The 22,212-nt window shown below is 57.5% G+C and carries 19 protein-coding genes and 1 other RNA gene; 7 read left to right on the forward strand and 13 right to left on the reverse strand.

Going from position 1 to position 22,212, the window contains the following annotated elements; genetic code table 11:
- Nucleotides 1-52: 52 nt before the first annotated feature.
- The 5 genes from radC to HX793_RS16375 form a co-directional block, all read right to left on the reverse strand.
- Complete coding sequence (gene radC / locus HX793_RS16355; RefSeq protein WP_177097428.1) at nt 53-550, reverse strand: RadC family protein; 498 nt, start codon at nt 548-550, stop codon at nt 53-55.
- Nucleotides 551-603: 53 nt separating this feature from the next.
- Entirely contained in the window at nt 604-1,524 is a 921-nt protein-coding gene (locus HX793_RS16360) for a recombination directionality factor (protein WP_177097430.1), read from the reverse strand.
- Nucleotides 1,525-1,630: 106 nt separating this feature from the next.
- Complete coding sequence (locus tag HX793_RS16365) at nt 1,631-2,635, reverse strand: YqaJ viral recombinase family nuclease (protein ID WP_177097432.1); 1,005 nt, start codon at nt 2,633-2,635, stop codon at nt 1,631-1,633.
- A gap of 81 nt (nt 2,636-2,716) precedes the next feature.
- Complete coding sequence (locus HX793_RS16370) at nt 2,717-3,685, reverse strand: DUF932 domain-containing protein (RefSeq protein WP_177097434.1); 969 nt, start codon at nt 3,683-3,685, stop codon at nt 2,717-2,719.
- A 55-nt stretch (nt 3,686-3,740) separates the two neighbouring features.
- Nucleotides 3,741-4,070 (reverse strand): hypothetical protein, encoded by a 330-nt coding sequence (locus HX793_RS16375; RefSeq protein ID WP_178905525.1) that lies wholly within the window; start codon nt 4,068-4,070, stop codon nt 3,741-3,743.
- Between the two features lie 205 nt (nt 4,071-4,275).
- Between HX793_RS16375 and HX793_RS16380 the strand changes: the two genes are divergently transcribed.
- A complete protein-coding gene (locus tag HX793_RS16380; protein WP_308936656.1) occupies nt 4,276-6,423 on the forward strand; it encodes an McrB family protein in 2,148 nt (715 codons plus the stop codon).
- Nucleotides 6,423-8,954 carry a hypothetical protein gene (locus tag HX793_RS16385; protein WP_177094186.1) on the forward strand — a complete coding sequence of 844 codons (2,532 nt, stop codon included), beginning with the start codon at nt 6,423-6,425 and terminating at the stop codon, nt 8,952-8,954. Before HX793_RS16380 ends, HX793_RS16385 begins: the two co-directional genes overlap by 1 nt.
- 204 nt (nt 8,955-9,158) lie before the next feature.
- Here the strand turns inward: HX793_RS16385 and HX793_RS16390 are convergent, their stop codons facing one another.
- The 5 genes from HX793_RS16390 to HX793_RS16410 form a co-directional block, all read right to left on the reverse strand.
- Nucleotides 9,159-10,415, reverse strand: a complete 1,257-nt coding sequence (locus HX793_RS16390) for an integrase domain-containing protein (protein WP_048385690.1) — start codon at nt 10,413-10,415, stop codon at nt 9,159-9,161.
- Nucleotides 10,416-10,599: 184 nt separating this feature from the next.
- Nucleotides 10,600-10,996, reverse strand: a transfer-messenger RNA (tmRNA) gene (ssrA, locus tag HX793_RS16395).
- 104 nt (nt 10,997-11,100) lie between these two features.
- On the reverse strand, nt 11,101-11,379 hold the full coding sequence (locus HX793_RS16400; RefSeq protein WP_016976805.1) for a PA2433 domain-containing protein: 279 nt from the start codon (nt 11,377-11,379) through the stop codon (nt 11,101-11,103).
- Between the two features lie 136 nt (nt 11,380-11,515).
- A complete protein-coding gene (locus tag HX793_RS16405; RefSeq protein ID WP_177094184.1) occupies nt 11,516-14,326 on the reverse strand; it encodes an FAD-binding and (Fe-S)-binding domain-containing protein in 2,811 nt (936 codons plus the stop codon).
- Between the two features lie 57 nt (nt 14,327-14,383).
- Nucleotides 14,384-16,078 carry a lactate permease LctP family transporter gene (locus tag HX793_RS16410; protein WP_177094182.1) on the reverse strand — a complete coding sequence of 565 codons (1,695 nt, stop codon included), beginning with the start codon at nt 16,076-16,078 and terminating at the stop codon, nt 14,384-14,386.
- Between the two features lie 251 nt (nt 16,079-16,329).
- On the opposite strand from HX793_RS16410, the gene HX793_RS16415 reads away from it, so the two are divergent.
- Nucleotides 16,330-17,097, forward strand: a complete 768-nt coding sequence (locus tag HX793_RS16415) for a GntR family transcriptional regulator (RefSeq protein WP_016976808.1) — start codon at nt 16,330-16,332, stop codon at nt 17,095-17,097.
- Nucleotides 17,098-17,133: 36 nt separating this feature from the next.
- On the opposite strand, the gene smpB is transcribed toward HX793_RS16415, so the two are convergent.
- Nucleotides 17,134-17,616 carry an SsrA-binding protein SmpB gene (gene smpB, locus HX793_RS16420; RefSeq protein WP_005791513.1) on the reverse strand — a complete coding sequence of 161 codons (483 nt, stop codon included), beginning with the start codon at nt 17,614-17,616 and terminating at the stop codon, nt 17,134-17,136.
- Between the two features lie 166 nt (nt 17,617-17,782).
- On the opposite strand from smpB, the gene HX793_RS16425 reads away from it, so the two are divergent.
- Both HX793_RS16425 and HX793_RS16430 read left to right on the forward strand, forming a co-directional pair.
- The gene (locus HX793_RS16425) at nt 17,783-18,217 is read left to right on the forward strand and encodes a type II toxin-antitoxin system RatA family toxin (protein WP_177094181.1); all 435 of its coding nucleotides are present in this window, start codon (nt 17,783-17,785) and stop codon (nt 18,215-18,217) included.
- On the forward strand, nt 18,210-18,512 hold the full coding sequence (locus HX793_RS16430; protein WP_177053175.1) for an RnfH family protein: 303 nt from the start codon (nt 18,210-18,212) through the stop codon (nt 18,510-18,512). The genes HX793_RS16425 and HX793_RS16430 overlap by 8 nt, the downstream gene beginning before the upstream one ends.
- 64 nt (nt 18,513-18,576) lie before the next feature.
- Here the strand turns inward: HX793_RS16430 and HX793_RS16435 are convergent, their stop codons facing one another.
- Entirely contained in the window at nt 18,577-19,104 is a 528-nt protein-coding gene (locus HX793_RS16435) for an outer membrane protein assembly factor BamE (protein ID WP_016976810.1), read from the reverse strand.
- Between the two features lie 98 nt (nt 19,105-19,202).
- Here HX793_RS16435 and fur point away from each other — a divergent pair, with 98 nt between their 5' ends.
- Nucleotides 19,203-19,607 carry a ferric iron uptake transcriptional regulator gene (gene fur / locus HX793_RS16440; RefSeq protein ID WP_003194220.1) on the forward strand — a complete coding sequence of 135 codons (405 nt, stop codon included), beginning with the start codon at nt 19,203-19,205 and terminating at the stop codon, nt 19,605-19,607.
- 87 nt (nt 19,608-19,694) lie between these two features.
- On the opposite strand, the gene recN is transcribed toward fur, so the two are convergent.
- Complete coding sequence (gene recN / locus HX793_RS16445; protein WP_033898255.1) at nt 19,695-21,368, reverse strand: DNA repair protein RecN; 1,674 nt, start codon at nt 21,366-21,368, stop codon at nt 19,695-19,697.
- Between the two features lie 254 nt (nt 21,369-21,622).
- On the opposite strand from recN, the gene grpE reads away from it, so the two are divergent.
- The gene (grpE, locus tag HX793_RS16450; protein WP_016976812.1) at nt 21,623-22,183 is read left to right on the forward strand and encodes a nucleotide exchange factor GrpE; all 561 of its coding nucleotides are present in this window, start codon (nt 21,623-21,625) and stop codon (nt 22,181-22,183) included.
- The last annotated feature ends 29 nt before the right edge of the window (nt 22,184-22,212 follow it).

Consider the following 22,212-nt stretch of genomic DNA (forward strand, 5'->3'; position numbering starts at 1 on the left):
ACCGCCCTAGCATCAGCCAAGGGCAGTCTATCGGGCGGTGTGAGCCTAGGCGTTATAGGTAACCTCGTTCAGCCAACGATACGCAGCCTTCGTGGCCTACAACGATATGATCCAGCGTCTGGGTGCCAATCATGCTGAGTGCGTTCTTGAGGGTGGTGGTCAGCGTGCGATCGGCCTGGCTGGGTTCGGGATCTCCAGAAGGATGGTTATGCACCAGTATCACGGCTGCTGCGTTGTGCTCTAGGGCGATCTTGACCACTTCCCTTGGGTAAACGCTGGCCCCGTCCAGCGTGCCGCGAAACAGCTCCTGAAATCCGATAATCCGGTGCTTGGTGTCGAGCAGCAGAAGAGCAAAGACTTCGTGCTCATGGTACTGCAGCAGTGTTTGCAGGTGGCTGAAGACCTGCTTCGGCTCAGTCAATGCCCGGCCTTTAGACAGACGACTCATTGCCAGTTGTTGAGCCATACGCAGGATGTCAGCTTCGGTGACCGGGGCTTCCATAACATAGGTACCGGTATCTTCACCGGCTCTGAGCTTGTGATATTTCATGTGGGTCTTCCTGTACGAATGCGTGAGAAAACGGAGGGCTCTGAGAAACCCTGTTACTGGACGGTGGGCTTGCCGTTGTGCCGCGTGGCTTGCGACTCCAACTTTTGACCGAGTGAGGGTTTGGCAGGCGCTGCCGGTTGGGCTTTTGGCTCTACATCGCTGGGCTGATCTTCAATGGCGGGGAAGAACTCTTCGACGATGGCGCCGGTGTCCTCCTCGCTGTCTTCAAATGCCCCATTGTTAAAGCCTTGCCGGGCCGCGTGATCCAAGGCGCTCTGGTCAAAGCCCGCGGCTTGCCGGGTTTCCTCCAATTGCTTGGCTGCCAGTAAGGCGTCTTTTAGGGTCAGTCCATTGCGTACCGTAATGTCCACGTAGAAGATCGGCGTGCCATGGCTTTGCCGGGTGGATTTACCGCGTAAACGCAACTCCAGCGGCAGACAGGCGAGGCGATCGCCGGAGATGGCTTGCAGGTAATGCAGACGCGCTGCCAGAGTGCGGATGCTGTTGTAGCCTGTGGTGCGAAAGACAAAACTGCCCAGCGGATCGTCATCGCCAATCACTACGTTGAGCCGGCCGTAAGGCTTGCAGGCTCCGCCTTGCGCCAGTGAGCAGCCATCCGGAGAAGGGCAGGGCAATGCCTGAATGCCGTCCTCGGTCAAACGCTTGCAGGTCAGGCCGTTGCCGACGCATAAAGGTCGGCTAGTGGTGCGGTCGAACAGGCTGTAGTCAGCCCGAAAGTTCAGGTCAGGCTCGTTGAACAGCAGCCGGATTGGAATGCTGCGCAGTTTGCCGTCATGGCCATTACGCAGCTCCTCATTGAGGGGGTGCAGCAGCCAGCCGTCACGGCTCTGTACTTGGGAGGTAAGGGTGAATTGATCGTCCTTTTCCGGTAGACGCTTTCCGTTCTTTTCGACGAGCTTGCCAATGGATATTCGGCCCAAAATCGGCGGAGTGATGGCTAAACCTTTGAGCATGGGAGTTCTCCTGTATCTGAAATAAAAACGCCACCGAGTCCGCGTAAACGGCCAGGGTGGCGTTGGAGAGAAAGGGCATGGGAATAAGGGAAGCGCGAACGAGCGTTCAGGCCAGTAGAAAACGCCGACAGCCGGTTTTTGTGGTCGAGTAGCGCACTTGCAGGTAGGGCTTTTCTTTCAGCAGGCGGGGGATATCCAGTGCCACGCTGTCTTTGGCTTTCCTCCACGTGATGCTGCCGGTTGCGAAGGTCGCCCGACTGGCATCACCCATGGCCTGTTGCAACGTTTGCTTGAGCTGAGCTTCCTGCTCCTCCTGCAGAGCAATCGATCCTCGCACTCTCTGCAGTTCGGTAAAGGTCGTACAGAGCAGCGCGTCCTGGCTGAAGTCCAGGCTTTGCCCACTGTCCTGTGGATACAGGCAGCGCAACGCCTGCTCCGCCGAGGCCGATCCGTCTGCCGGAGGTGGGGTATCACTGACCACGTAATCCCAGAACAACCGCTCCAGGTCGATCAGCCGAGCAATCAACGACTCGTCCCGTTCGATGCGATGGATCTCCAGGTGCTGGCCACCCAGCAGCACTGCTACATCGGCTGCCTGCTTGCCAGTCACGGCCAGTTGGTGCATCACTTGCAACTGAACATACTCCGGCACGCCCTCTTTCCAGAGGCGTGCGCCGTTTATGCCAGCAGTTTTACATTCAAGGATCTGTACCTCTGGCGCACCGATGACCTCGCGGTCGATGTTGGCCAGCATCCAGGCCAGTTTGGAATCAGGATGCTGCAGCACCGCATTGACCCGGCGGACCCGATGACCACTGCGCCGGGTGTAATGTGTTGCGACAATCGGCTCCAGGATATTGCCCCAATAAGCCGGACTTTCCTCATCCTGCGGATCGAGCTTGGGCAGTGAGGTGTCACGGCCGGTTTTCTCCAGCCACAGCTCCAGCTGGGATTTGTACGGGTTCAGGCCCACGGCTGCGGCGGCATCCGAACTGCCGATGCCTTGTTTGCGTACGGCCAACCATTCCTCTCGCGGCAATTGTTTGGTGCCCACTAGGCGCAGCGCAGGCCGTAGTTTGCTCCTGGTTTGTTGCAGAGTTTGCGTGCCCATGATGTTTTCCTGTGCGGCATAAAAAACGCCCGGCCAGCAGAAGCTGACCAGGCGTTTTAATAGTTGAGTAAGTGAGTGGAGCTAGGCGGCGAGCTCCAGTGCGGCCTGCAAGGCGCGTTGTTTGATCACAGCGCCTTGGCCAAACCAGGCCGAGTCCATGCGGTATTCAGCACTCCTGGCGCGTCGCTCGTGATCGACATACTCGGTCACGGCGTTGAGCAAGCCCCACGCAGTTCCTTGGGCTGATTCAAGCGTTGCTCCCCGACCCTCGCCTTCGTACAGCCCTTGGACTTTGCGCAATGCGCGCTCGTTCGGCAGGACTTCGGGTAGTTTGCTATTGGGGGTTACGTCACACAGCACGTTCATGAAAAAGCCCATCGCTTCATGCCACTGCACCTTGCGTTCAGCCAGTGCTCGCATGCGGTACATAAACTCGTCCCACTGGGAGACGGCGATGCCCAACTGCTTTTTCACTGCCTGCGGATCGAAGCGGGTGTTATGTGGCACCTTGATCACGCGGGTGGTGCCATCCAGGGCGATGGTCAGCGTGTTATTGCAGACCACACGTACGGTGGTGGGGGTTGCGGTGGTGGCCAAGGTGCCATCACAGGAGGTGGCCAGCAGCAGGTAGCCATTCACCTGGTCGTTGCCCTTCAACGCCGTGCCTTGCCCAGTACGGGCCAGAGCCCAGAACTTGCGACCGCCTTTGAGCACTCCGGCGGTTTCCAGCTCGTAGCCCGAGACCTCAGTCAGATCGCGATAGAACTCCAACACTTCACGGGGCTGCACCACCTGGTAGCGGTTGGAGACCACTGACAAGGGGGCCTTGGTGTCGGAGCGATACAGCACCTTCTGTTCAGGGAAAGAGTGAATTGAGCCCAGAACACCGATGCTGTCGGACTTGAAATGCACCGGGCTGTCCTGGATCTTCCAGTCCATGCCCGCTTCGCGCTGCCAGACTTCGAGCGGTTGTTGGGGCGATAGGCGACTGCCCATGCCATGCCAGGGAGTATCACCAACGTAAGCCATTTGTTCGATGAGGTGTGCCATGGGAATGACTCCTGCGAAATGAATGGAAAAGAGCGTGGCTTCAACAAACAACGAACTAACGGTTGATGCTGAAGCTGTAACCGCATTCCAGGCACTGATAGTTATCCAGCGCCTTCTCATCAATCTGTTCACCCAGTGTGGCCCCAGCGATCCCGCCGGCAGCACCACCAAACAACCCTCCGAGTATGGCGCCAGCGATACTACCCACAGCAATCCCAACAGGCCCGCCGACTATGCCGAGTACTGCACCGGCCTCAGCTCCCGACAGGGCTCCGGCGGCCCCACTGACTGCACCTCCTGCAGCGCCAATCAACCCACCCGTTTGCTTACCGATATTTTTCTTTGCGACACGTCCAGAATTGCAGCTAGGGCAAGGGGCATACATACGTAAATCCTCTCAAGTGATGAGCGTACTAGCCAAAAAGCAGGCACGCCAAATCCCTACCGCAGTTAATACGGTGGGCGTTCACAGAGGTGATATAGGTCTGAGTTTTTTTTGATTGGTATTCCAAGCCGCAATTAGTTGAAAACACGCGTCAGATCGACGAGGGTAGCCAGATCCAAATGAGTGTTTGGTCTTAGGTGAACATGTGACAACCGATTCAATGCAACAGGATGGTGTCAGCGCTGCGAGCGGGGAAGGTTATGCCGAGGAGTTACCATCGCTCGGGTGGTCGGAGGAGGACCTACGGTACTATCTTGCTCAAGTATGGGGCCAGCGTGATCCCTTACACTTAAGAGTCATTGGCCGGTTACAGCTGGCCGAAGGGAAAACCTTCGGGTTTCTCGTAGATCTGCATCATGCCGAAACAGGCATCAGGCTGCCCCCACCACTAAAAAACGCCAGCGTGCGCCAATCAGTATTTGTGCCGCCCTCCGAACTCAGCAGAATCCAGAAACTTGGGCGAATTGAGAGCTTCGCGTCCGCGGAGTTGGATCTGTCACCCTTGGATGAACGAAAAAAACGCGGCGACCCGTTTGGCTGCATGGTTCATCCTGAAACGCTAGAACCACTAAGCCACATCCCTGAAAGTTGGTGGAGTATCAAAAACATCCAATCAGAAGCGATGCCGCTAGTAGTGACAAAGGTGCGTGAGGCTATAGAGGACCGGTTGCAACGTGAGACTTCTGAAGCTGGAGATAAATTGCTCTCTGCACAATTAGCTCTCGAAGTCGCTGCTCAGAATAAGAAATTGCTCGACGATGAGTATGGGCGAATCGGGCTGGAAGTCGATCAGCGAATGGATCGTATCGCGGCTCTCGACACAGAGTTCGTGCAGAGGAAAAATACATTGGAAACTAGGTTTCGAGAGCTGGAAGCTTTTCTCCAGGATAGGAGTGAGCGCATGGTCGCGCTCAATCTCATCGACAGGGCTGATCTGGAGAAAGTTTTTCCCCTTATAGGGGCGCGTGATACCCGAGAAGGGCATCGCTTTCGGGAGGCGCTTGCCGGAAACCTCCAACGACTGGCTTCGTACATCCAGGCGTTTCTTTGGCGTAAGGGTATCCTCTACACCCGCGCGCAATTGCTCGACTTCATCACCCTGTTACGCACCAACGACTTGATCGTGCTCGCCGGGGATTCGGGATCCGGCAAGACCAACTTGGTGAAGTCTGTCGCCTCCGCTGTCGGGGGGCGCTGCACAATTGTGCCGGTAAAACCCAACTGGACCGGCTCGGACGACCTGCTGGGTTACTACAACCCAATTGAGCGGCGCTACCACCCGACGCAATTTCTGCTGGCACTGCTGGATGCCGCGCGCGAGCCAGAAATTCCGCACTTCATCTGCCTCGACGAAATGAACCTCGCCCGCGTGGAGTACTACTTTGCCGACTTCCTGAGTTTGCTTGAAACTCGAGGCGAGGCTCCCTGGATCCACCTGTACTCATCGGCGGAGGAGCGTCAGGCCGTAATCGATAACAAAATTTTCTTAGCGCTTGAGGAAGAGGCCAGGAAGCGTGCAGGCCTGCCGGGCGACGCCTCGTTCAGCGATATTCTAATGAATGATCAGGCCAACCTCGAGCTTCGCAGGCTAGCGGGCTTCCAAGACGCTGACACTTTACTCAATCACCACGCGAAGATCAGGCGTTCGCTCTCGGGACTGATCGACGTTCCCGCCGGATTCCGGTTTCCACCTAACGTCTGGATCATCGGGGCGATCAACGTGGACGAGACCACGCACTATCTCTCACCAAAAATTCTTGACCGTGCGCACGTCATGCGGTTCCGCAATCCCGTGTTAATGGACTGGAATGAGGTTGAGGGCGAGCTGGAGGAGTTCGACCTAGACCTGGATCTACCGATGAACATTCTGGCCGCTGATATCGGTTTCCGCGCCGAGTATCCGACCTTCGATCAGACCGACCCGAAGGTTAAGCTGTTGGTAGGTCTGGCGCGGGACTATCTCGATCCGCTGGGTATCGAGTTCGGCCTGCGGGCAATCCGGCAATCGCTCAACTACATCCGTAGGGGGGAGGAAGCCGAGATTGGAGAGTTAGCTGCTTTGAATAACGTCGCGGTACACAAGATTCTTCCCAAAATCATCCTCGATTTAGAGAAGGTCTCGAACAATGGGCAGAAGCGACGGGATGTGCTGATCGGCCTCAGGGATTCACTGGCACAAGCCTTAATTGGTCTTGACCTGAGCCAGGTGACCGAGTCTGCTGTTGAGTCTTTGGATGAGTTAATCGCTCGCGCAGAAGGCAATAACGGCATCGCCAACTTCTGGACTCGGTAATGCCTCCGGAAATCGAAGCCCGCTATCTGACGATTGACTGGCAGTCGGAAGGCGTCGCCCGGGCAATAGAGGTTGCGCCGGTTTCGCTGGAGATAGAGTCTCGCACTGATGGTGAGTTTGTTGTTGAGAGCGTGATCTTCAACGATTTTCAACCGTGGCTCGGTATTCGCGTCGGGCCCGGATTTGAAGAAGTGATGCCTGTTTTCGTGACGGCGCTGGGGCAGGAAACTCCTATGTTGCAGGTTGCAGATCCACGGGGCGGTGGATTCTGGTGGTTGCGAAATGATGGTTGGGATCATGCCGGCAAGCGTCATCTGAGCGAGCTTCAACGGAGTGCAGGCGTCTACAACATCCGGATAGGCGACTTAACGCTGCGGGTTGAAAATCGTCTTTCGACCTTCGGTCGCGCCGACATCCAGGCGTATATAGATGACTTTCGGGGCGATCTTCTCTGGATGATCATGAACGATTCCGCCGGAGCCACAGCAACGGGCAAAGGTGCCGGAGCTGGGACCGAGTTCGCTGATGCGCTAAAAGAGTTACATACTGCGTCGCACAGGGTGCTGGCATCTCCAGCTGTCAACATCCGGGAGGGACAGGCGCAGCAGCCTCTTGCGAAGTTGCGTCCAAACACGGTGACCTTTCGCGAGTATGCGCGTAATCCAACAGCCCGCCAGCTCACGGGTCGGGTCTTCAATGAGTCGGCGGACACCGCCGAGAACCGCTATCTACGACATGTATTGGCGGTTTCCCTCAAAGTGGCTGATGCCTATGTTTCGGCAGCCTCGCTGCAGTCTAGCTTTCTTGACAGGCTAGCTTCACAGGAGAGTGAGCGCGCCCGTCGCGATCGTGAAATGGAGATGCGTCCTGTCGAGCCCGAGGTGTTCGATCAGCAGACGGAAGAGATCAAGCGCAAGCTGGATGCGCTTGCGGACTTCAAGAGCCGGTCGGGACATGAGGCGGATCTAGTTGGTCGATTTCCGATTCGTTTGGGCAAAAGGTATTTTGATCACTTTGCTTTTTATTACACGCCACAGGATACCATGGCGAGCAATGTAGCCAGCCCTGTCGACTACAGAGTGGTTGTGCTGCCTAAGGATTTGTTCGAGCTAATTCTCGGAGCACATCACTTCTGCAAAAACTTTACGCTCACAGGGAGCGTGGACTCCCGCGTGAGGGATACGTCCAAAGGGCAACAATTTCGCGAGATCACCTTCACCTCGGTGCAAGAGGTTTTGCCGCAAACGGACGTGCTTGAGAAAAGGGCTGGAAAGAGACGAGGCTTGGAAAAAAACAACTGGCTTGTTCGTCTTTCTCGTAATGAGCTGCGTGAGCTTAATCGCGAGGCGGGTATAGGCGAGCGACGCGCGGAAAAATCTCTGGAAAAGAAGAGAGTTATTTCTTTGTCAGTTGAGGAAATAGGGCGGTGGGCGCGAAAGTTGACGGAAACTGACGCAGGCTTTGACTGCCTGGGAATTTCACGCAGTTCGAATTTCCCGTTGGGAATGCGGTTCGTCTCCAACCCGGATTATGCTGCCTGTGTGTCGGCATTTAATAAGGTTCGCGAACTCTTCAATCGCGGCGGCCTAGATCTGTCGAAACTTGAAGAGATCAGCAGCATAGGGATCCTTCATACCAGTGATATCTATGAAAAATGGTGCCTGCTTAAGATCTTCATGCTGCTGATGCATGACTTCTGGTTCGAGCCCGAACGTGGCTGGGAAGAGAAGCTGGTTGCGACCTCGCTCGAGCGCGCAAGCAACGTCAGGTTCGAGTTTTCGCGCGACGACCTGGAAATGAAGGTCACCCTCAACTGTCAGGCAGAAATGTCCACGGGGCGACGGCCTGATTTTATTCTAGAGGTTATCTATACGGGCAAGGAACAATCTAGGCGTTTCGATCGCGAAAGTGGGCGGCGCGGCGGCATAGTGATGGACGCCAAGTTCAGGAGCAACTGGAAGAGAGATGGGCTGAACCGTATGCTTGACGAGCTGGTCCTGGCGAAAGGCTATGACAAGGCGGTGGAAAGCGGAAGGGTTTTCATCCTGCAGCCCTGCGAGTTCACAGCACGTCCCGCGGCGTCACCCCTCGAATGGGGGGCGCATTGTGATTACGGCAGGACGCAATCCCATCGTCAGGGCTGGATACAGACGGGAGTGTCGTCTTCCGGGGCGCGCTCGACCCAGCACCTCAAACGCCTGCTGGCGATGGTATTCCAGAGTTCATTTCCTGAGCCGCAGGAAGAACACGATGATTATGGCAACAAAACATGGACATCCCGCAGCTTCTGTCTTGGCTGCGGCGAACGCCATGTAGCGATCGAGGCAAAGAGTACTCGTCGCGGGGCGACGAGATGGCTTCTTGACTGCAAACGCTGCGGGGTGTGGAGTGTCAGAACCCATTGCTACGACTGCGCGGCTCCGCTATTCAAGAACGGCACGATTTGGACGTACCACAACACTGTCGCCGATCAGGTGACCAATGTGATCTGTCCTAGCTGTGGCTCTTATTTTGATAGGGAGTTCAGTTAGTCATCAACCTCAAGAAGCGACCGCCAATTGCGCATGGATCGTGTCCAGCTTCTCACGTTCGGCACTCCATCACCTGCTGGGGGGCGGATGGGCTTAGTTCGGATGTTGGGGAGGCATATGTGATCATGGCCGCTCTTGGCCGAATCTTCATTTGATCATGGCCAGCGCCATTACGCCGACCACAGGCAGCTCTTGGCCGGTAGATCAGCGTATCGGAACAACTTTTCTGTCCCTACTCTCGTGTACTGCCGACACGGAAAGGTTTCCAGTCGCTGCCGCCTGAATATGCTCGCTCCACCAGGTCATCATGGGGCGTCTGCGTTCGATATAGTCCGCCCGATTGTAGGCGCTGCGAACCTCGTCCTTGTCCACGTGGGCAAGCGCCACCTCGATCAACTCAGGATCCCAGCCGTGCTCGTTGAGGATGGTGCTAGCCATTGAGCGCATGCCATGGCTTACCAGGCGCCCTTCGAAGCCCATGCGCTTCAGCGCCATGTTGGCTGTCTGGCTGTTGCAGTGGGTGCGAGGGTTCCGGTCTGCAGGGAAGACATACTCCCGGTGTCCACTGTAGGGTTTAATCGCTTCCAAGAGCGACAGAGCCTGCTCCGTGAGCGGAATGATGTGTATCCGACGTTTCTTCATGCGCTCCGCCGGTATAGTCCAGATCTTCTTTTCGAAGTCGATATCAGCCCAGCGGGAAGTGGCAGCCTCGGCTGGCCGAGTCATGGTGTGAAGTTGCCACTCAATTAGGCAGCGTGTAGTTCTTTTTATGCTGGCATTGGCAATTGCCACCATGAGCTCTTTCAGCTCATCGGGCGCAAGGGCCGCCATGTTTTTCTTTTTGGGCTTTTTGAAGACGGAGCGAATTCCACTGAGCGGATTCGCGTGAATCAATCCCGAATTGACACCATAGGTCATGATCTCATTGAGGCGTTGGGTTAGACGTTTAACGGTTTCGAGACTGCCCTTCGTCTCGAGGGGGCGCAGCAAATTTATGACTTTCGGGGCAGTGATAGCAGAGATTGGGGTGGTGGCCAGATCAGGGAAGACATGCAGCGTGAGGGAGCGCCAAATATCCTCGGCGTATGCAGGGGTAACTGAATCCTTTTTGAGCTCGAACCACGCTGCCGAGATATTTTCGAAAGTGTGTTCCGTGGCTGCTTTTTTCGCGTGCCGCTCGGCGTCGCGTTTCTCTTTAGGGTCCAGCCCCTGGGCGACGAGCTCTCTCGCTTCCACGGTTCTCTTGCGTGCTTGAGCCAGACTTACCTCAGGAAAGGTGCCCAATCCCATATTTATCCGCTTTTTCGTCACGGGTTGGATGTAGTTGAAATTCCATAGCTTTGAGCCATTGATTCTCACTCGCATCTGAAGGCCGTTGCCGTCGGTGAGTATGTAGTCCTTTTCCTTTGGCTTCGCGGCTTTGACTTTTACGTCTGAAAGGCGCGTGGCTTGGGCCCCCATGGTGTATTCCAGTGCTGTTTATGTATTCCAAAAAATAGCAGGTGAGGGCTTGGAATACCACTTGGAATACACGAAATCGTAGATGGTCACGGATGCTGGTGGACGCTCGTAGACTCTAAACCCCTGTATTTACTGGATTTCAGGCACAAAAAAAGACGTCCGTGGACGTCTTTAGATGATAATTTGGTGGAGCCGGGGGGATTTGAACCCCCGTCCGCCAGTACTCCGCTGTCGGTACTACATGCGTAGCCGTTTCTATTAAGTTAACCCTCAGCGACCCGAAGGGCAGGGTGCTTTGGGCGAGTTGTGTAAGTTTTAGCCGCTTCGTCCACAACGTACTGCACGGCGATTCTGTTCTATATGACAATCACTTTGGGTTTACAGACATCCCCTGGTGATTGCTGGACCCGAAGGTACCAGAAGCTCAGGGCTAAGGCTGCTTACGCAGCGAGAGCGAATTCCTGGCCGTAGTTTTCGTCATTGGCAACTATAAGAAGTTGCAACAGTGGATTTACGAGTTCTGTTACCAACTCGGCATGCACCTAAAGTTTCGCAACCGGCGTCGAATCCTAAACGGCCCCGTGCTTGTAACTCGTTGTTTCATAGTGAGTGACAAGCCTTTGCAGTGTACGCCAAACCGTCACGGAAGGCCAACCCGAAGGTAGACCTTCCGTGATTGAGCAGCCTATTGGCCGCCTTTTTCGCTGTTCTGCAGGTCTTGCAGTGCCTTTGAGGTGATCTCGATGCACTTCTTCTCGTCGCCTGCGGCATGAGCCGCCTTGGCCGAGGACACGGCAGTGTCTATCTCGCCGCTTTTGCCGCTGGTGTCAGTGGCGAGCAGCGCTTTACCGTTGTTGATTTTGTCCAGATTGATTTGGCACAGGTCTTTATCGCCCGCCGCAAAAGCAGGGGAAGCCAGCATCGCAGCGGTAATGAACAAGCCAGCAAGAGCGGAACGCTTCATAGGGTATCTCCTTGCGCAAAAGGGCTCGACGCTGCTGGCGTTCAACGGCTGCCAGCGACATCACTGATGAGCCTCGTTTGTCGAGGCCTATGCAGATGACTACGCCGGCGCGCAGGGGTTCTGTTTTTTTGCAGGATTAATGAGCGCGGGCTTGGGTGACGCGGTCAACCAAGTAGACCAACCCGTGATAATCAATGCCGCCGTGCTGGCTCAGGCCGATCTCGCAAGTGCGGCTGGTGGAGATGCCTTCGCTGCAATATTGCACCGCTTCTTTTAGTGTGCGCAGTGAGTGGGCGTTGAGTTCCGGCGTGGTAAAGCCCTTGTCACCGGCAAACCCGCAGCAATGAATGCCTTCCGGGATAACCACGGTGTTGGAGCAACGTCGGGCCAGGTCGATCAGGGCCTGGCTTTCGCCCAGGTGTTGGGTGCTGCAGGTGACGTGTACGGCGATGGGCGCTTCCTGGGGCGTGAAGTCGAGGCGGTCCATCAGGTGGGTTCGGATAAAACGTACGGGGTCGTAAAGGTCCAGGCGCGTTTCGCCCAAGTCCTGCACCAGGCGCAGGGTGCAGGGGCTGGTGTCGCAGTAGATCGGGTCGAGCCCGCCACGGCTGGCGTGCAGCAGGGCGCCGATCAGCTCCTGGCGCTTGTGTTCGGCCTGTTCGGCGTAGCCTTTGGAGGCGAAGGGCTGGCCGCAGCACAGGCTGTCCTGATTGTCGGGGAACACGACTTGGTAACCGGCTTTTTCCAGCAGGCCGCGGGTTTTGTCGTACAGCGACATTTGTTCTTTATCCCCCGCTGACGGCCCCATGGCGCGTGAAACGCAGGCGGCCAGGTAGACCACCCGTGGTCGTTCGTCCGTCACCGCCGGGCTGAAGCGGATGGCTTTTTCCGGCTGCGGCATGGCGTGGGTCCACTGCGGGATTTGCCCCTTGGACAGCTGGGTCACGCGGGCCGATAGCTTCGCCAGGCGTGGTGCGCCGAGCAGCATCCGAGCGCCATTGGCCACATGCAGGGTAAAGCGCGCGCCTTGCAGCGCGGTGGAGAAGTGGGTGGCGAGCCACTCGGCGGTTTTCGTACGGTCGGCGTCACGGCTGCGCAGTTTTTTCACCAGGTCGCCGGTATTGATTCCTACAGGGCAGCGTTGAGCGCAGAGGCCGGTCGCGGCGCAGGTGTCGATGCCCTGGTAGTGATACGCGGCTTCCAACTCCGTGGTGTCAACACCTGCGCGTTTCTTCGCCTGGATGTCGCGCCAGATCACGATGCGCTGGCGCGGGCTCAAGGTCAGGCCTTTCGACGGGCACACCGGTTCGCAGAAGCCGCATTCGATGCACTTATCCACAAGCTCATCAGCGGCGGGTAGCGGCTTGAGGTGCTTGAGGTGGATTTGCGGGTCTTCGCTGAGCACCACGTCCGGGTTGAGGATGCCGTTGGGGTCGAGCAGGCGTTTGAGTTGCCACATCAATTGATAGGCGTCGCTGCCCCATTCCAGTTCCACGAACGGCGCCATATTGCGCCCGGTGCCGTGTTCGGCTTTAAGCGAGCCTCCAAACTCGACGGCCACCAGTTGCGCCACGTCGTCCATGAACGCTTGGTAGCGTGTGACTTCTTCCGCGCTGTTGAAGCCTTGGGTGAACACGAAGTGCAGATTACCTTCCAGCGCGTGTCCGAAAAGGATCGCCTCGTCGTAGTGATGTTTGTCGAACAGCTCAATCAAGCGATTGACGCCGATTGCCAGTTGTTCAACCGGGAAGGTCACGTCTTCGATGATCACGGTGGTGCCGGTTTTGCGCACGGCGCCGACGGCAGGGAAGGTGTCTTTACGGATCGCCCACAGGCGGGCGTTTTCCACAGGGTCTTCGGTGAAGTCGACCTGTTTCTCTACCGGAAATGGGGCCAGGGACGCCATGATCAGCGCCAGTTGCTCATGCAGCAAAGTCGATGATGCTGCGCGGGATTCGATCAACAGGGCGCAGGCATTTTCCGAGAGTTGCTGTACGAAAGCCGGCATGCCTGGCTTGTTCTGTACCGAGCGCATGCTACGTCGGTCCAACAGCTCGACGGCCGAGACTGGCTGGGTTTTGAGCACGGTGACCGCGTTGCAGCAGGTCTCGACATCGGGAAACACAATCAACGCTGAGGCTTTGTTCGGGTGGTCGATCACGGTGTCATAGGTGACCGCGCTGATAAAACCAAGGGTGCCCTCGGAACCCACCAGCAGATGGCTGAGGATATCCAACGGCTCATCGAAATCCACCAAGGCATTGAGCGACAGCCCGGTGGTGTTTTTCAGGCGGTATTTGTGGCGAATCCTGGCCGCTAATTCGGCATTGGCCCGCGTCTCGCGACCCAATGTCGCCAGCCGCTCAAGCAGCGCGCCGTGTTGTTCACGAAACGCCATAACGCTGGTGGCGTCTTCAGTATCCAAGCGGCTGCCGTCAGCCAGCACCAGGCGTATGCCGGCCAGGGTGTGGTAGGTGTTCTGCGCGGTGCCGCAGCACATGCCGCTGGCATTGTTGGCGACGATACCGCCGATCTTGCAGGCGTTGATTGACGCCGGGTCCGGCCCGATCTTGCGCCCGAACGGCGCCAGCCAGGCATTGGCCTGGGCGCCGATCACACCGGGTTGCAGGCGGATTTGCGTGCCTTGCCCGCGAATCTCGCGGCCATTCCAGTTGTCGCCCAGCACGATCAGTACCGAATCGCTGATGGCTTGCCCGGACAGGCTGGTGCCGGCGGCGCGGAAGGTTACCGGTACGTGGTCGCGCTGAGCCAGTTGCAGCAACGCGACGACTTCGTCTTCTGACTCCACGCGGATCACCAGTTGTGGGATCAGTCGGTAAAAACTGGCGTCAGTGCCGAAAGCGAGGGTGGAAAGTGGGTCGTCGAAACGCCGATCTTTCGGGATCAGTTGTGCGACGTCGCTCAGGAAAGCAGCAGGCAGGCTCATCGGTCCTCCAGAAATAGCTGACGCCGGAATCGAATCCGGCGGCATTACGTGCAGGTCTTAGTGCACCAGCATACCGGTGAACCAGTAGGCCTGGGCCAGGGTGATCAGCCCGACGATGGTGGCAAAGAACAGGCTGTGCTTGAGAGTAAAGCGGAACAGGTCGGACTCCTTGCCCACCAGGCCGGTAGCGGCGCAGGCCACGGCAATGGATTGTGGCGAGATCATCTTGCCGGTGACGCCACCGCTGGTATTTGCGGCGACCAGCAGCGTGTCGTTGACGCCGATCTGATGCGCGGTGGTGGCTTGCAGCGAGCTGAACAGGGCGTTGGACGAGGTATCAGAGCCTGTCAGGAAAACTCCCAGCCAGCCGAGGAAAGGCGAGAAGAACGGGAAGGCCGCGCCGGTACCGGCCAAAACCAGTGCCATGGTCGAGGACATGCCGGAGTAGTTGGTAACAAAGGCGAAGGCTAGCACCATCCCGATCGACAGGATCGGCCAGCGCAGTTCGTAGAAGGTCTCTTTTAAAGTGGTAAGACCAGTCTTGATGTCAATTTTCAATACCAACATCGAGACCAGAGCGGAGAAGAAAATCGCAGTGCCGGTCGCCGAAATCGGGTCCAGTTTGAACACGGCCGGGATCGCGGTGGGGTTGGTCACGATCGGCGCGACCTTGATCACCAGTTGGTCCAGGTGCGGGATTGCGAAGTTGAACACCCAGCTGTACATCGAGCCGCCGGCAGCGAACATCGCCTTGAACGGCTTGAGGGTCCAGATAGTGACCAGTACGGTGAGAATCAGGAACGGCGACCAGGCCTTGAAAATCTGCCCGAGGCTGTAGGGCGAGACGATGGTGTTGCGTGGCAGGCCGAAACCGCCGGCACTGGCGGCGACCGCTGCGCTGGAGGTGGCACCGGCGATTTGTGCGCCTGCGGTGCGTTTTGGCTGCCAGACTTTCAGGAACAACGTCAGCGAAATCAGGCTGGCCAAAGCCGAGGTGATGTCCGGCAGTTCCGGGCCGATGAAGTTGGAGGTGAAGTACTGGGTTATGGCAAAGCTCAAGCCTGCGACCAGCGCGGCTGGCCAGGTTTCACGCACGCCGCGCACGCCGTCCATCATGAACACCAGCCAGAACGGCACGAACAACGACAACAGCGGCAGTTGGCGACCGGTCATGGCGCCGATCTTGAACGCGTCAATGCCGGTCACTTGGCCTGCAACAATGATCGGAATGCCCAGTGCGCCGAAGGCCACCGGGGCGGTATTGGCGATCAGGCACAGGCCGGCGGCATACAGCGGGTTGAAGCCCAGGCCGACCAGCAGCGCAGCAGTGATCGCCACGGGCGCGCCGAAACCGGCCGCACCCTCAAGGAAGGCGCCGAAGCAGAAGCCGATCAACAGCACTTGCAGGCGTTGGTCGTCGGTGATCGACAGGACCGAGCTGCGGATGATCTCGAACTGACCGCTCTTGACGGTGAGTTTGTAGAGGAACACCGCCGCGACAATGATCCATGCAATGGGCCAAAGGCCGTAGGCAAAGCCGTAGCCGGCGGCGGCCAGTGCCATGTCTACCGGCATCTGGAAGGCGAAGATCGCCACCAGTATCGACAACGCCAAGGTGATGCTGCCCGCCACGTGGCCTTTGAGGCGGAACACAGCCAAGGCCAGGAAGAAGAATACGATCGGAATGACGGCTGCCAGTGCGGACAGGCCGAGGCTGCCGAGCGGGCTGTAGAGCTGTTGCCAGGTTTGCATAGTGGGGTGGCCCCTGATTGTTGTTGTATGGTTAGCTTGGATAATTGGTAATACCAATTTACAATCGCCGTGGGCTAGAGTAAAAGCCTTGGCAGGGGTGTGTCAATTTGCCGCCCGCGAAACTTTGGTCGTAAGTGGGTGGGCAGGGTGTGGTGATCGGCTGAAACGAGGGCGTTCTGATAGGTGCTGCAAGCGCTGCGATAGGCGAGAATAGAGGCCCGGCGCGTGGTCGGGATGGTGGAGAGTGAGTGATGGGGTTTGATCAGGTGCGTCAGCGCCGTTTGTCCGATGACATCGTCGAGCAGCTTGAGGGCATGATCCTTGAGGGCACGCTGAAGTCGGGCGAGCGCTTGCCGGCCGAACGCGCGTTGGCTGAGCAATTCGGGGTGTCGCGCCCTTCTTTGCGGGAGGCAATCCAGAAACTGTCAGCCAAAGGTTTGCTCGTCAGCCGCCAGGGCGGTGGTAACTATGTGGCCGAATCTTTAGGCTCCACGTTCAGTGATCCGCTGTTGCACCTGTTGGAGAACAACCCCGAGGCTCAGCGTGATCTGCTGGAGTTTCGTCAGACCCTTGAAGCCTCCTGCGCCTACTACGCCGCATTGCGCGCGACAGAGGTTGATCGCGAGCGTCTTACGGCGGCATTCGAAGCGCTACAGGATTGTTACACCCGGTCCGATGAAGTGAGTCGGGCCGAAGAGGGTGCGGCGGATGCGCGGTTTCACTTGGCGATCGCCGAGGCCAGCCACAACGCCGTGTTGCTGCACACCATCCGTGGTCTGTTCGACCTGCTCAAACGTAACGTGGTGACCAACATCGGCGGCATGTATCAGCAGCGTACGGAAACCCGCGACATGCTGATCAGCCAGCATCGGGATCTGTACCTGGCGATTATCGAAGGGCGCGCCGAGCAGGCGCGGGAAGTCTCAACACGTCACTTGCTGTATGTGCAGGAAGTGTTGGAAGAAGTGCGTCAGGAAGTTCAGCGTGTGGCGCGTGCGGAGCGGCGCAAGGGGACGTAGCCGAGGGGACCTCCCAAGGCTACATCACAGCAAGGATCAGTCTTCCTTGCCCTTGTTGCGTACAGCGCGATGCAGCTCGCGATTGGAGTCGCGCTCGCGCTCGGTATCACGCTTGTCGTATTCCTTCTTGCCCTTGCCCAAGGCGATCTCGCACTTGACCAGGTGCTTGCTCCAGTACCAGGACAGGCAGACGCAGGCGTAGCCCTTCTGCTGTACGGCGGCAGCGAGCTTTTCCAGTTCGCGGGCATTGAGCAGCAGCTTGCGCGTGCGCACCGGGTCGGCAATCACGTGCGTGCTCGCAGTGGTCAGCGGGGTGATATGACTGCCGAGCAGCCACGCCTCGCCATCCTTGAGCAGCACATAACTGTCGACCAGTTGCAGCTTGCTGGCGCGCAGACTCTTTACTTCCCAGCCGGCCAGGACCAGACCAGCCTCGAACCGATGTTCGATGAAGTAATCGTGTCGCGCCTTTTTATTTTGCGCGATGGTCCCTGTAGGGTGTTTCTTTTGTTTAGCCATAGGGGCGGCATTATAGGGAGTTGCGAGGCTGTCGGCTACGGTCAACCTGCGTGCTTGAGCGTGTTGGACGAATCCCGGACAATACCCGCAGTTCTCACGTTTTTTTCTCTCGCGGATCGGGCTGTTCTTTCGCGATGTTTGCCTCAGCAGTGGAAGTAACGCTCACATGACGACGCATATTCAACGTTCGGCCCTGCTGCCCTATCCGGCGCAGGCGCTCTATGACCTGGTCAACGACGTGGCGCGTTACCCGGAATTTCTGCCGTGGTGCTCGGCGGCCGAAGTGCTGGAAAGCAGTGATGAGCACATGGTTGCCAGTGTTGGGGTGGCGAAGGGCGGGCTTAGCCAGCACTTTGTGACGCGCAATATGCTGGTGCCCGGCAAATCCATTGAAATGAATTTGCAGGAAGGGCCGTTTACCCAGTTGCATGGTGTATGGGTATTCAAGGCGCTGACGGACAAAGCCTGCAAGATCAGCCTGGACCTTTCCTTTGATTATGCCGGGCCTATCGTGCGCGCGACCTTGGGGCCTTTGTTCAATCAGGCAGCCAATACGCTGGTGGATGCATTCTGTCAGCGAGCCAAGCAACTGCATGGTTGAGGTTGAAGTGGTGTACGCCGCTGTGGATCGTCAAGTTCTGCTGGCGGTGACGGTGCCGGCTGGCACCAGTCTGCGCTCGGCGGCGCAAGCGTCAGGCATTGCTCAGCAATTCCCCGAGTTGAATCTGGCTGACTGCGTTTTGGGTATATTCGGCAAAGTGGTCGCGGACGCTGAAGTGCGTTGTGTGCAGGCAGGTGATCGCATTGAGATTTACCGCCCCTTGCTGGCAGACCCAAAAGAAATACGCAGGTTGCGCGCAGCCAAGGCGGCGCTGGCCAAGCAGCAGAACTCCTAGGGCGGGCCAAATGGCAGGCAGCAAAAAGCCCGGCATGCCGGGCTTTTTGTTGAGCGCCGCAAAATTACTGCGGGCTGGTGTCCAGAGGTTGTGGCGTCGGGACGGGAACCGTTTCCACGCCATCGACGTCTTTCTGGATCTTGTCGAGCAGAGAGCCTGGCTTGGCCGGCACTTCGGATTTCGGCTTCTCGCCTTCCTGCGCTGGCGCAGTGACGTTGGTGCCGTTGTCCTTGCCGAGCAAGGCTTCATCACGGCTTACGCCGGGCATGAAGTCGCCCGACAGGCTGACAAGCTGGTCATTGCCATTGAAAATGACACTGACGCGCTCCTGTTGGCGTTCACCGCCACCAGGCTGCAGGCTGTAGAGATAATCCCAGCGATCGGCGTGGAAAGTGTCGGTCAGCAGGGGGTTACCCATAATAAACCGTACTTGCCGTCGGGTCATTCCGGGGCGTAACTGGTCTATCATGTCCTGCGTGACGACATTGCCCTGCTGGATGTCGATTTTGTAAACCCCGGGGAATGAACAACCGGCGAGTGCGAGCAGTCCCACAAAGGTGAAACTGGTTAGCAAGAGCTTGGTGTTTTGCATCGGTGGGCGACTTCCACTATCTTGGCTGGGACAACGTAAACGCCGATCATACCCGTATTAAGAGAAGCTGCGAAGCAGCATCCGCGAGAAAGCTAACCATGGTTGAAAATAGCGAACTACGCAAAGCCGGTCTCAAAGTGACTCTGCCACGAGTCAAGATTCTACAAATGCTCGATTCTGCTGAGCAGCGTCACATGAGTGCCGAGGATGTCTACAAGGCGCTGATGGAGTCTAACGAGGACGTCGGCCTGGCCACGGTTTACCGTGTACTGACCCAGTTTGAAGCCGCAGGGCTGGTGGTTCGTCATAATTTCGACGGCGGTCATGCGGTGTTCGAATTGGCTGACGGTGGTCATCACGACCACATGGTTGACCTGGATACCAATGAGGTTATCGAGTTCACCAGTCCGGAAATCGAAGCGCTGCAGCACAAGATTGCTGAGGAGCATGGCTTCGATCTGGTTGACCATAATCTGGTCCTGTACATCCGTAAGAAAAAGTAACAAGCGCTGCAGATTCACGCTGCAAAACGATCGAAGGCGACCTCAGGGTCGCCTTCGTGCTTTCTATAAAGAGGGAAAGTTGTCCGGTCAGGCTTTTGCCGCCACGACCATTTTCTTCGCGTGTGCCAAAGACTCCTTGGTCAAATCGATCCCGCCGAGCATGCGCGCCACTTCTTCAACGCGTTCCGACTTATTCAGCTTGGACACGGCTGTGTGTGTTGCATCGCTGCCGCGGACCTTGTGCACAAACAGGTGCTGATGCCCCTGGGCTGCCACCTGTGGCAAGTGGGTGACTGTCAGCACCTGGCCTCTATCCCCCAGGCGTCGCAACAACTGGCCAACAATTTCTGCCGTCGGCCCACCAATCCCCACATCAACTTCGTCGAACACCAGTGTCGGCACCCGAGAGGTTTGCGCAGTGATCACTTGGATGGCCAGGCTGATTCGCGACAGTTCGCCGCCGGAGGCTACTTTCGCCAGTGCCTTGAGCGGTTGCCCGGGGTTGGCGCTGACCAGTAGCTCCACCTGTTCCAACCCGTGGGGCTGCAGTTCGTTACTCGCGTTGGTGCGCAATTCAATAGTGAAGCGCCCGCCAGGCATGCCCAGGCGTTGGATCTCCAACTCCACTGCGCTGGCCAGGCCCGTCGCTGCTTGCTGGCGCAGGTCGCTGAGTTCGCGCGCCTTCTCTTGGTAATGGCGAGCGAAAGAGGCGAGCTCATCGCCCAAGCGTTCGATGGACTCATCGTTGGCGTTCAGGGTCTCGATTTCATCCAGCAGCTTTTGCTGCATCGTCGCCACTTCGGTGGGCTGGATGCGATGTTTGCGCGCCAGGGTATAGATAGTATCCAGGCGTTCTTCTATTTCCTGCAGGCGCGCCGGGTCGGCATCGAAGTGGTCCAGGAAGCGATTCAACTCGCCGACGGCTTCCTCAACTTGAATCTGTGCACTGGTCAGCAAGGTTGTGGCCTCGCTCAGTGAGCCGGAGGCGCTGTTAACACTAGAGAGGCGATTGAGGCTGGCGGTCAATGCGTTGAGCACATTGCCGGAGTCACTCTCACTGCATTGCTCCACCACCTGGCGGCAAATGCCCAGCAGGGTTTCCGCGTTGGTGAGGTTCTTGTGTTCCTGCTCAAGCTGCTCCAGTTCAGTCTCGCCCAGGCCGAGGCTTTCCAGCTCTTCGAGTTGGTAGCTGAGCAATTGGTGGCGAGCACGTTGCTCGTCGCCGGAGTTGGAGAGTCGCTCCAGCTCCTGGCGCGTCTGGCGCCAGCGCTGGGCGGCGAGTTGCACCTGGCGGGCCAGGTCTGTCGCGCCTGCGTATTCGTCGAGCAGGCGGCGATGAGTGTCGGTTTTCAGCAGGGACTGGTGTTCATGCTGGCTGTGGATATCTATCAGCAGTTCGCCAAGGGCCTTCAGGTCGCCCAGTGGGCAGGGCGTACCGTTGATGTAGCCGCGCGAGCGACCTTCTGCCGTGATGACTCGGCGCAGGATGCACGGCCCTTCATTATTAAGGTCGCGCTCGGCCAGCCAGGCCTCTGCTTCGGGAATATCCGCCAGGTCGAAGGTGGCCAGGATATCGGCCTTGTCCGCACCGGGGCGCACCACGCCGCTGTCGGCGCGATCACCCAGGGTCAGGCCCAGGGCATCGAGCATGATCGACTTGCCGGCGCCGGTTTCGCCTGTGATTACGCTCATCCCGCGATCCAGTTCGAGATCCAGGTGTTCAACGATGGCGTAGTTATGTACGGACAGGTGCACGAGCATGACGGCCGCTCCCAGGCTTTAGGTCTGGTTATTTATACAGTGTTTTGTTCGGCGCTGACAATCCTGACGCTTAGCTCGATTTGCTTGAATCTGGATATTTTTAAGCGCAATCAGGAATGACCAGGCAGGAATTGATGAAGGTCAGTCGAAAGACTTTTGGTAACGCCAGCGCCCTTGAACCTGGAAATTGTGGCCCCATATACCGGAACAGAAGCGCGAGTTGAGTTCGCGCATGATTTTGAAAGGAGAAAATTATGGCTGACGAACAGACGCAGGATACGCAAACTCCAGACGCCAATTCGGCTGTCGGCGATGAGCTGGCGACTCGTGTGCAAGTGCTCGAAGAGCAATTGGCCGCTGCGCAGGACCAGTCTTTGCGTGTTGCCGCTGATCTGCAGAACGTCCGCCGCCGTGCCGAGCAGGATGTAGAAAAGGCTCACAAATTCGCGCTGGAAAAATTCGCCAATGACTTGCTGCCGATCATCGACAGCCTGGAGCGTGGCCTTGAATTGTCCAACCCGGACGACGAAAACATCCGCCCGATGCGCGAAGGGATCGAACTGACCCTGAAAATGTTCCAGGACACCCTGAAGCGTTATCAGTTGGAAGCGATCGATCCACAAGGCGGTGAGCCGTTCAACGCTGAGCACCACCAAGCCATGGCTATGCAGGAAAGCCATGACCTGGAGCCGAACAGCGTGCTCAAAACGTTCCAGAAGGGTTATCTGCTCAATGGTCGCCTGCTGCGCCCGGCGATGGTCGTCGTGAGCAAGGCGCCTGCACCGGTTTCGCCTTCTATTGATGAGCAGGCTTGAAATACGCTGCAAAGCCCCCATCTATAAGT

Origin of the sequence: Pseudomonas reactans, from assembly GCF_013387025.1 — a bacterium.
Lineage (GTDB): Bacteria > Pseudomonadota > Gammaproteobacteria > Pseudomonadales > Pseudomonadaceae > Aquipseudomonas > Aquipseudomonas reactans.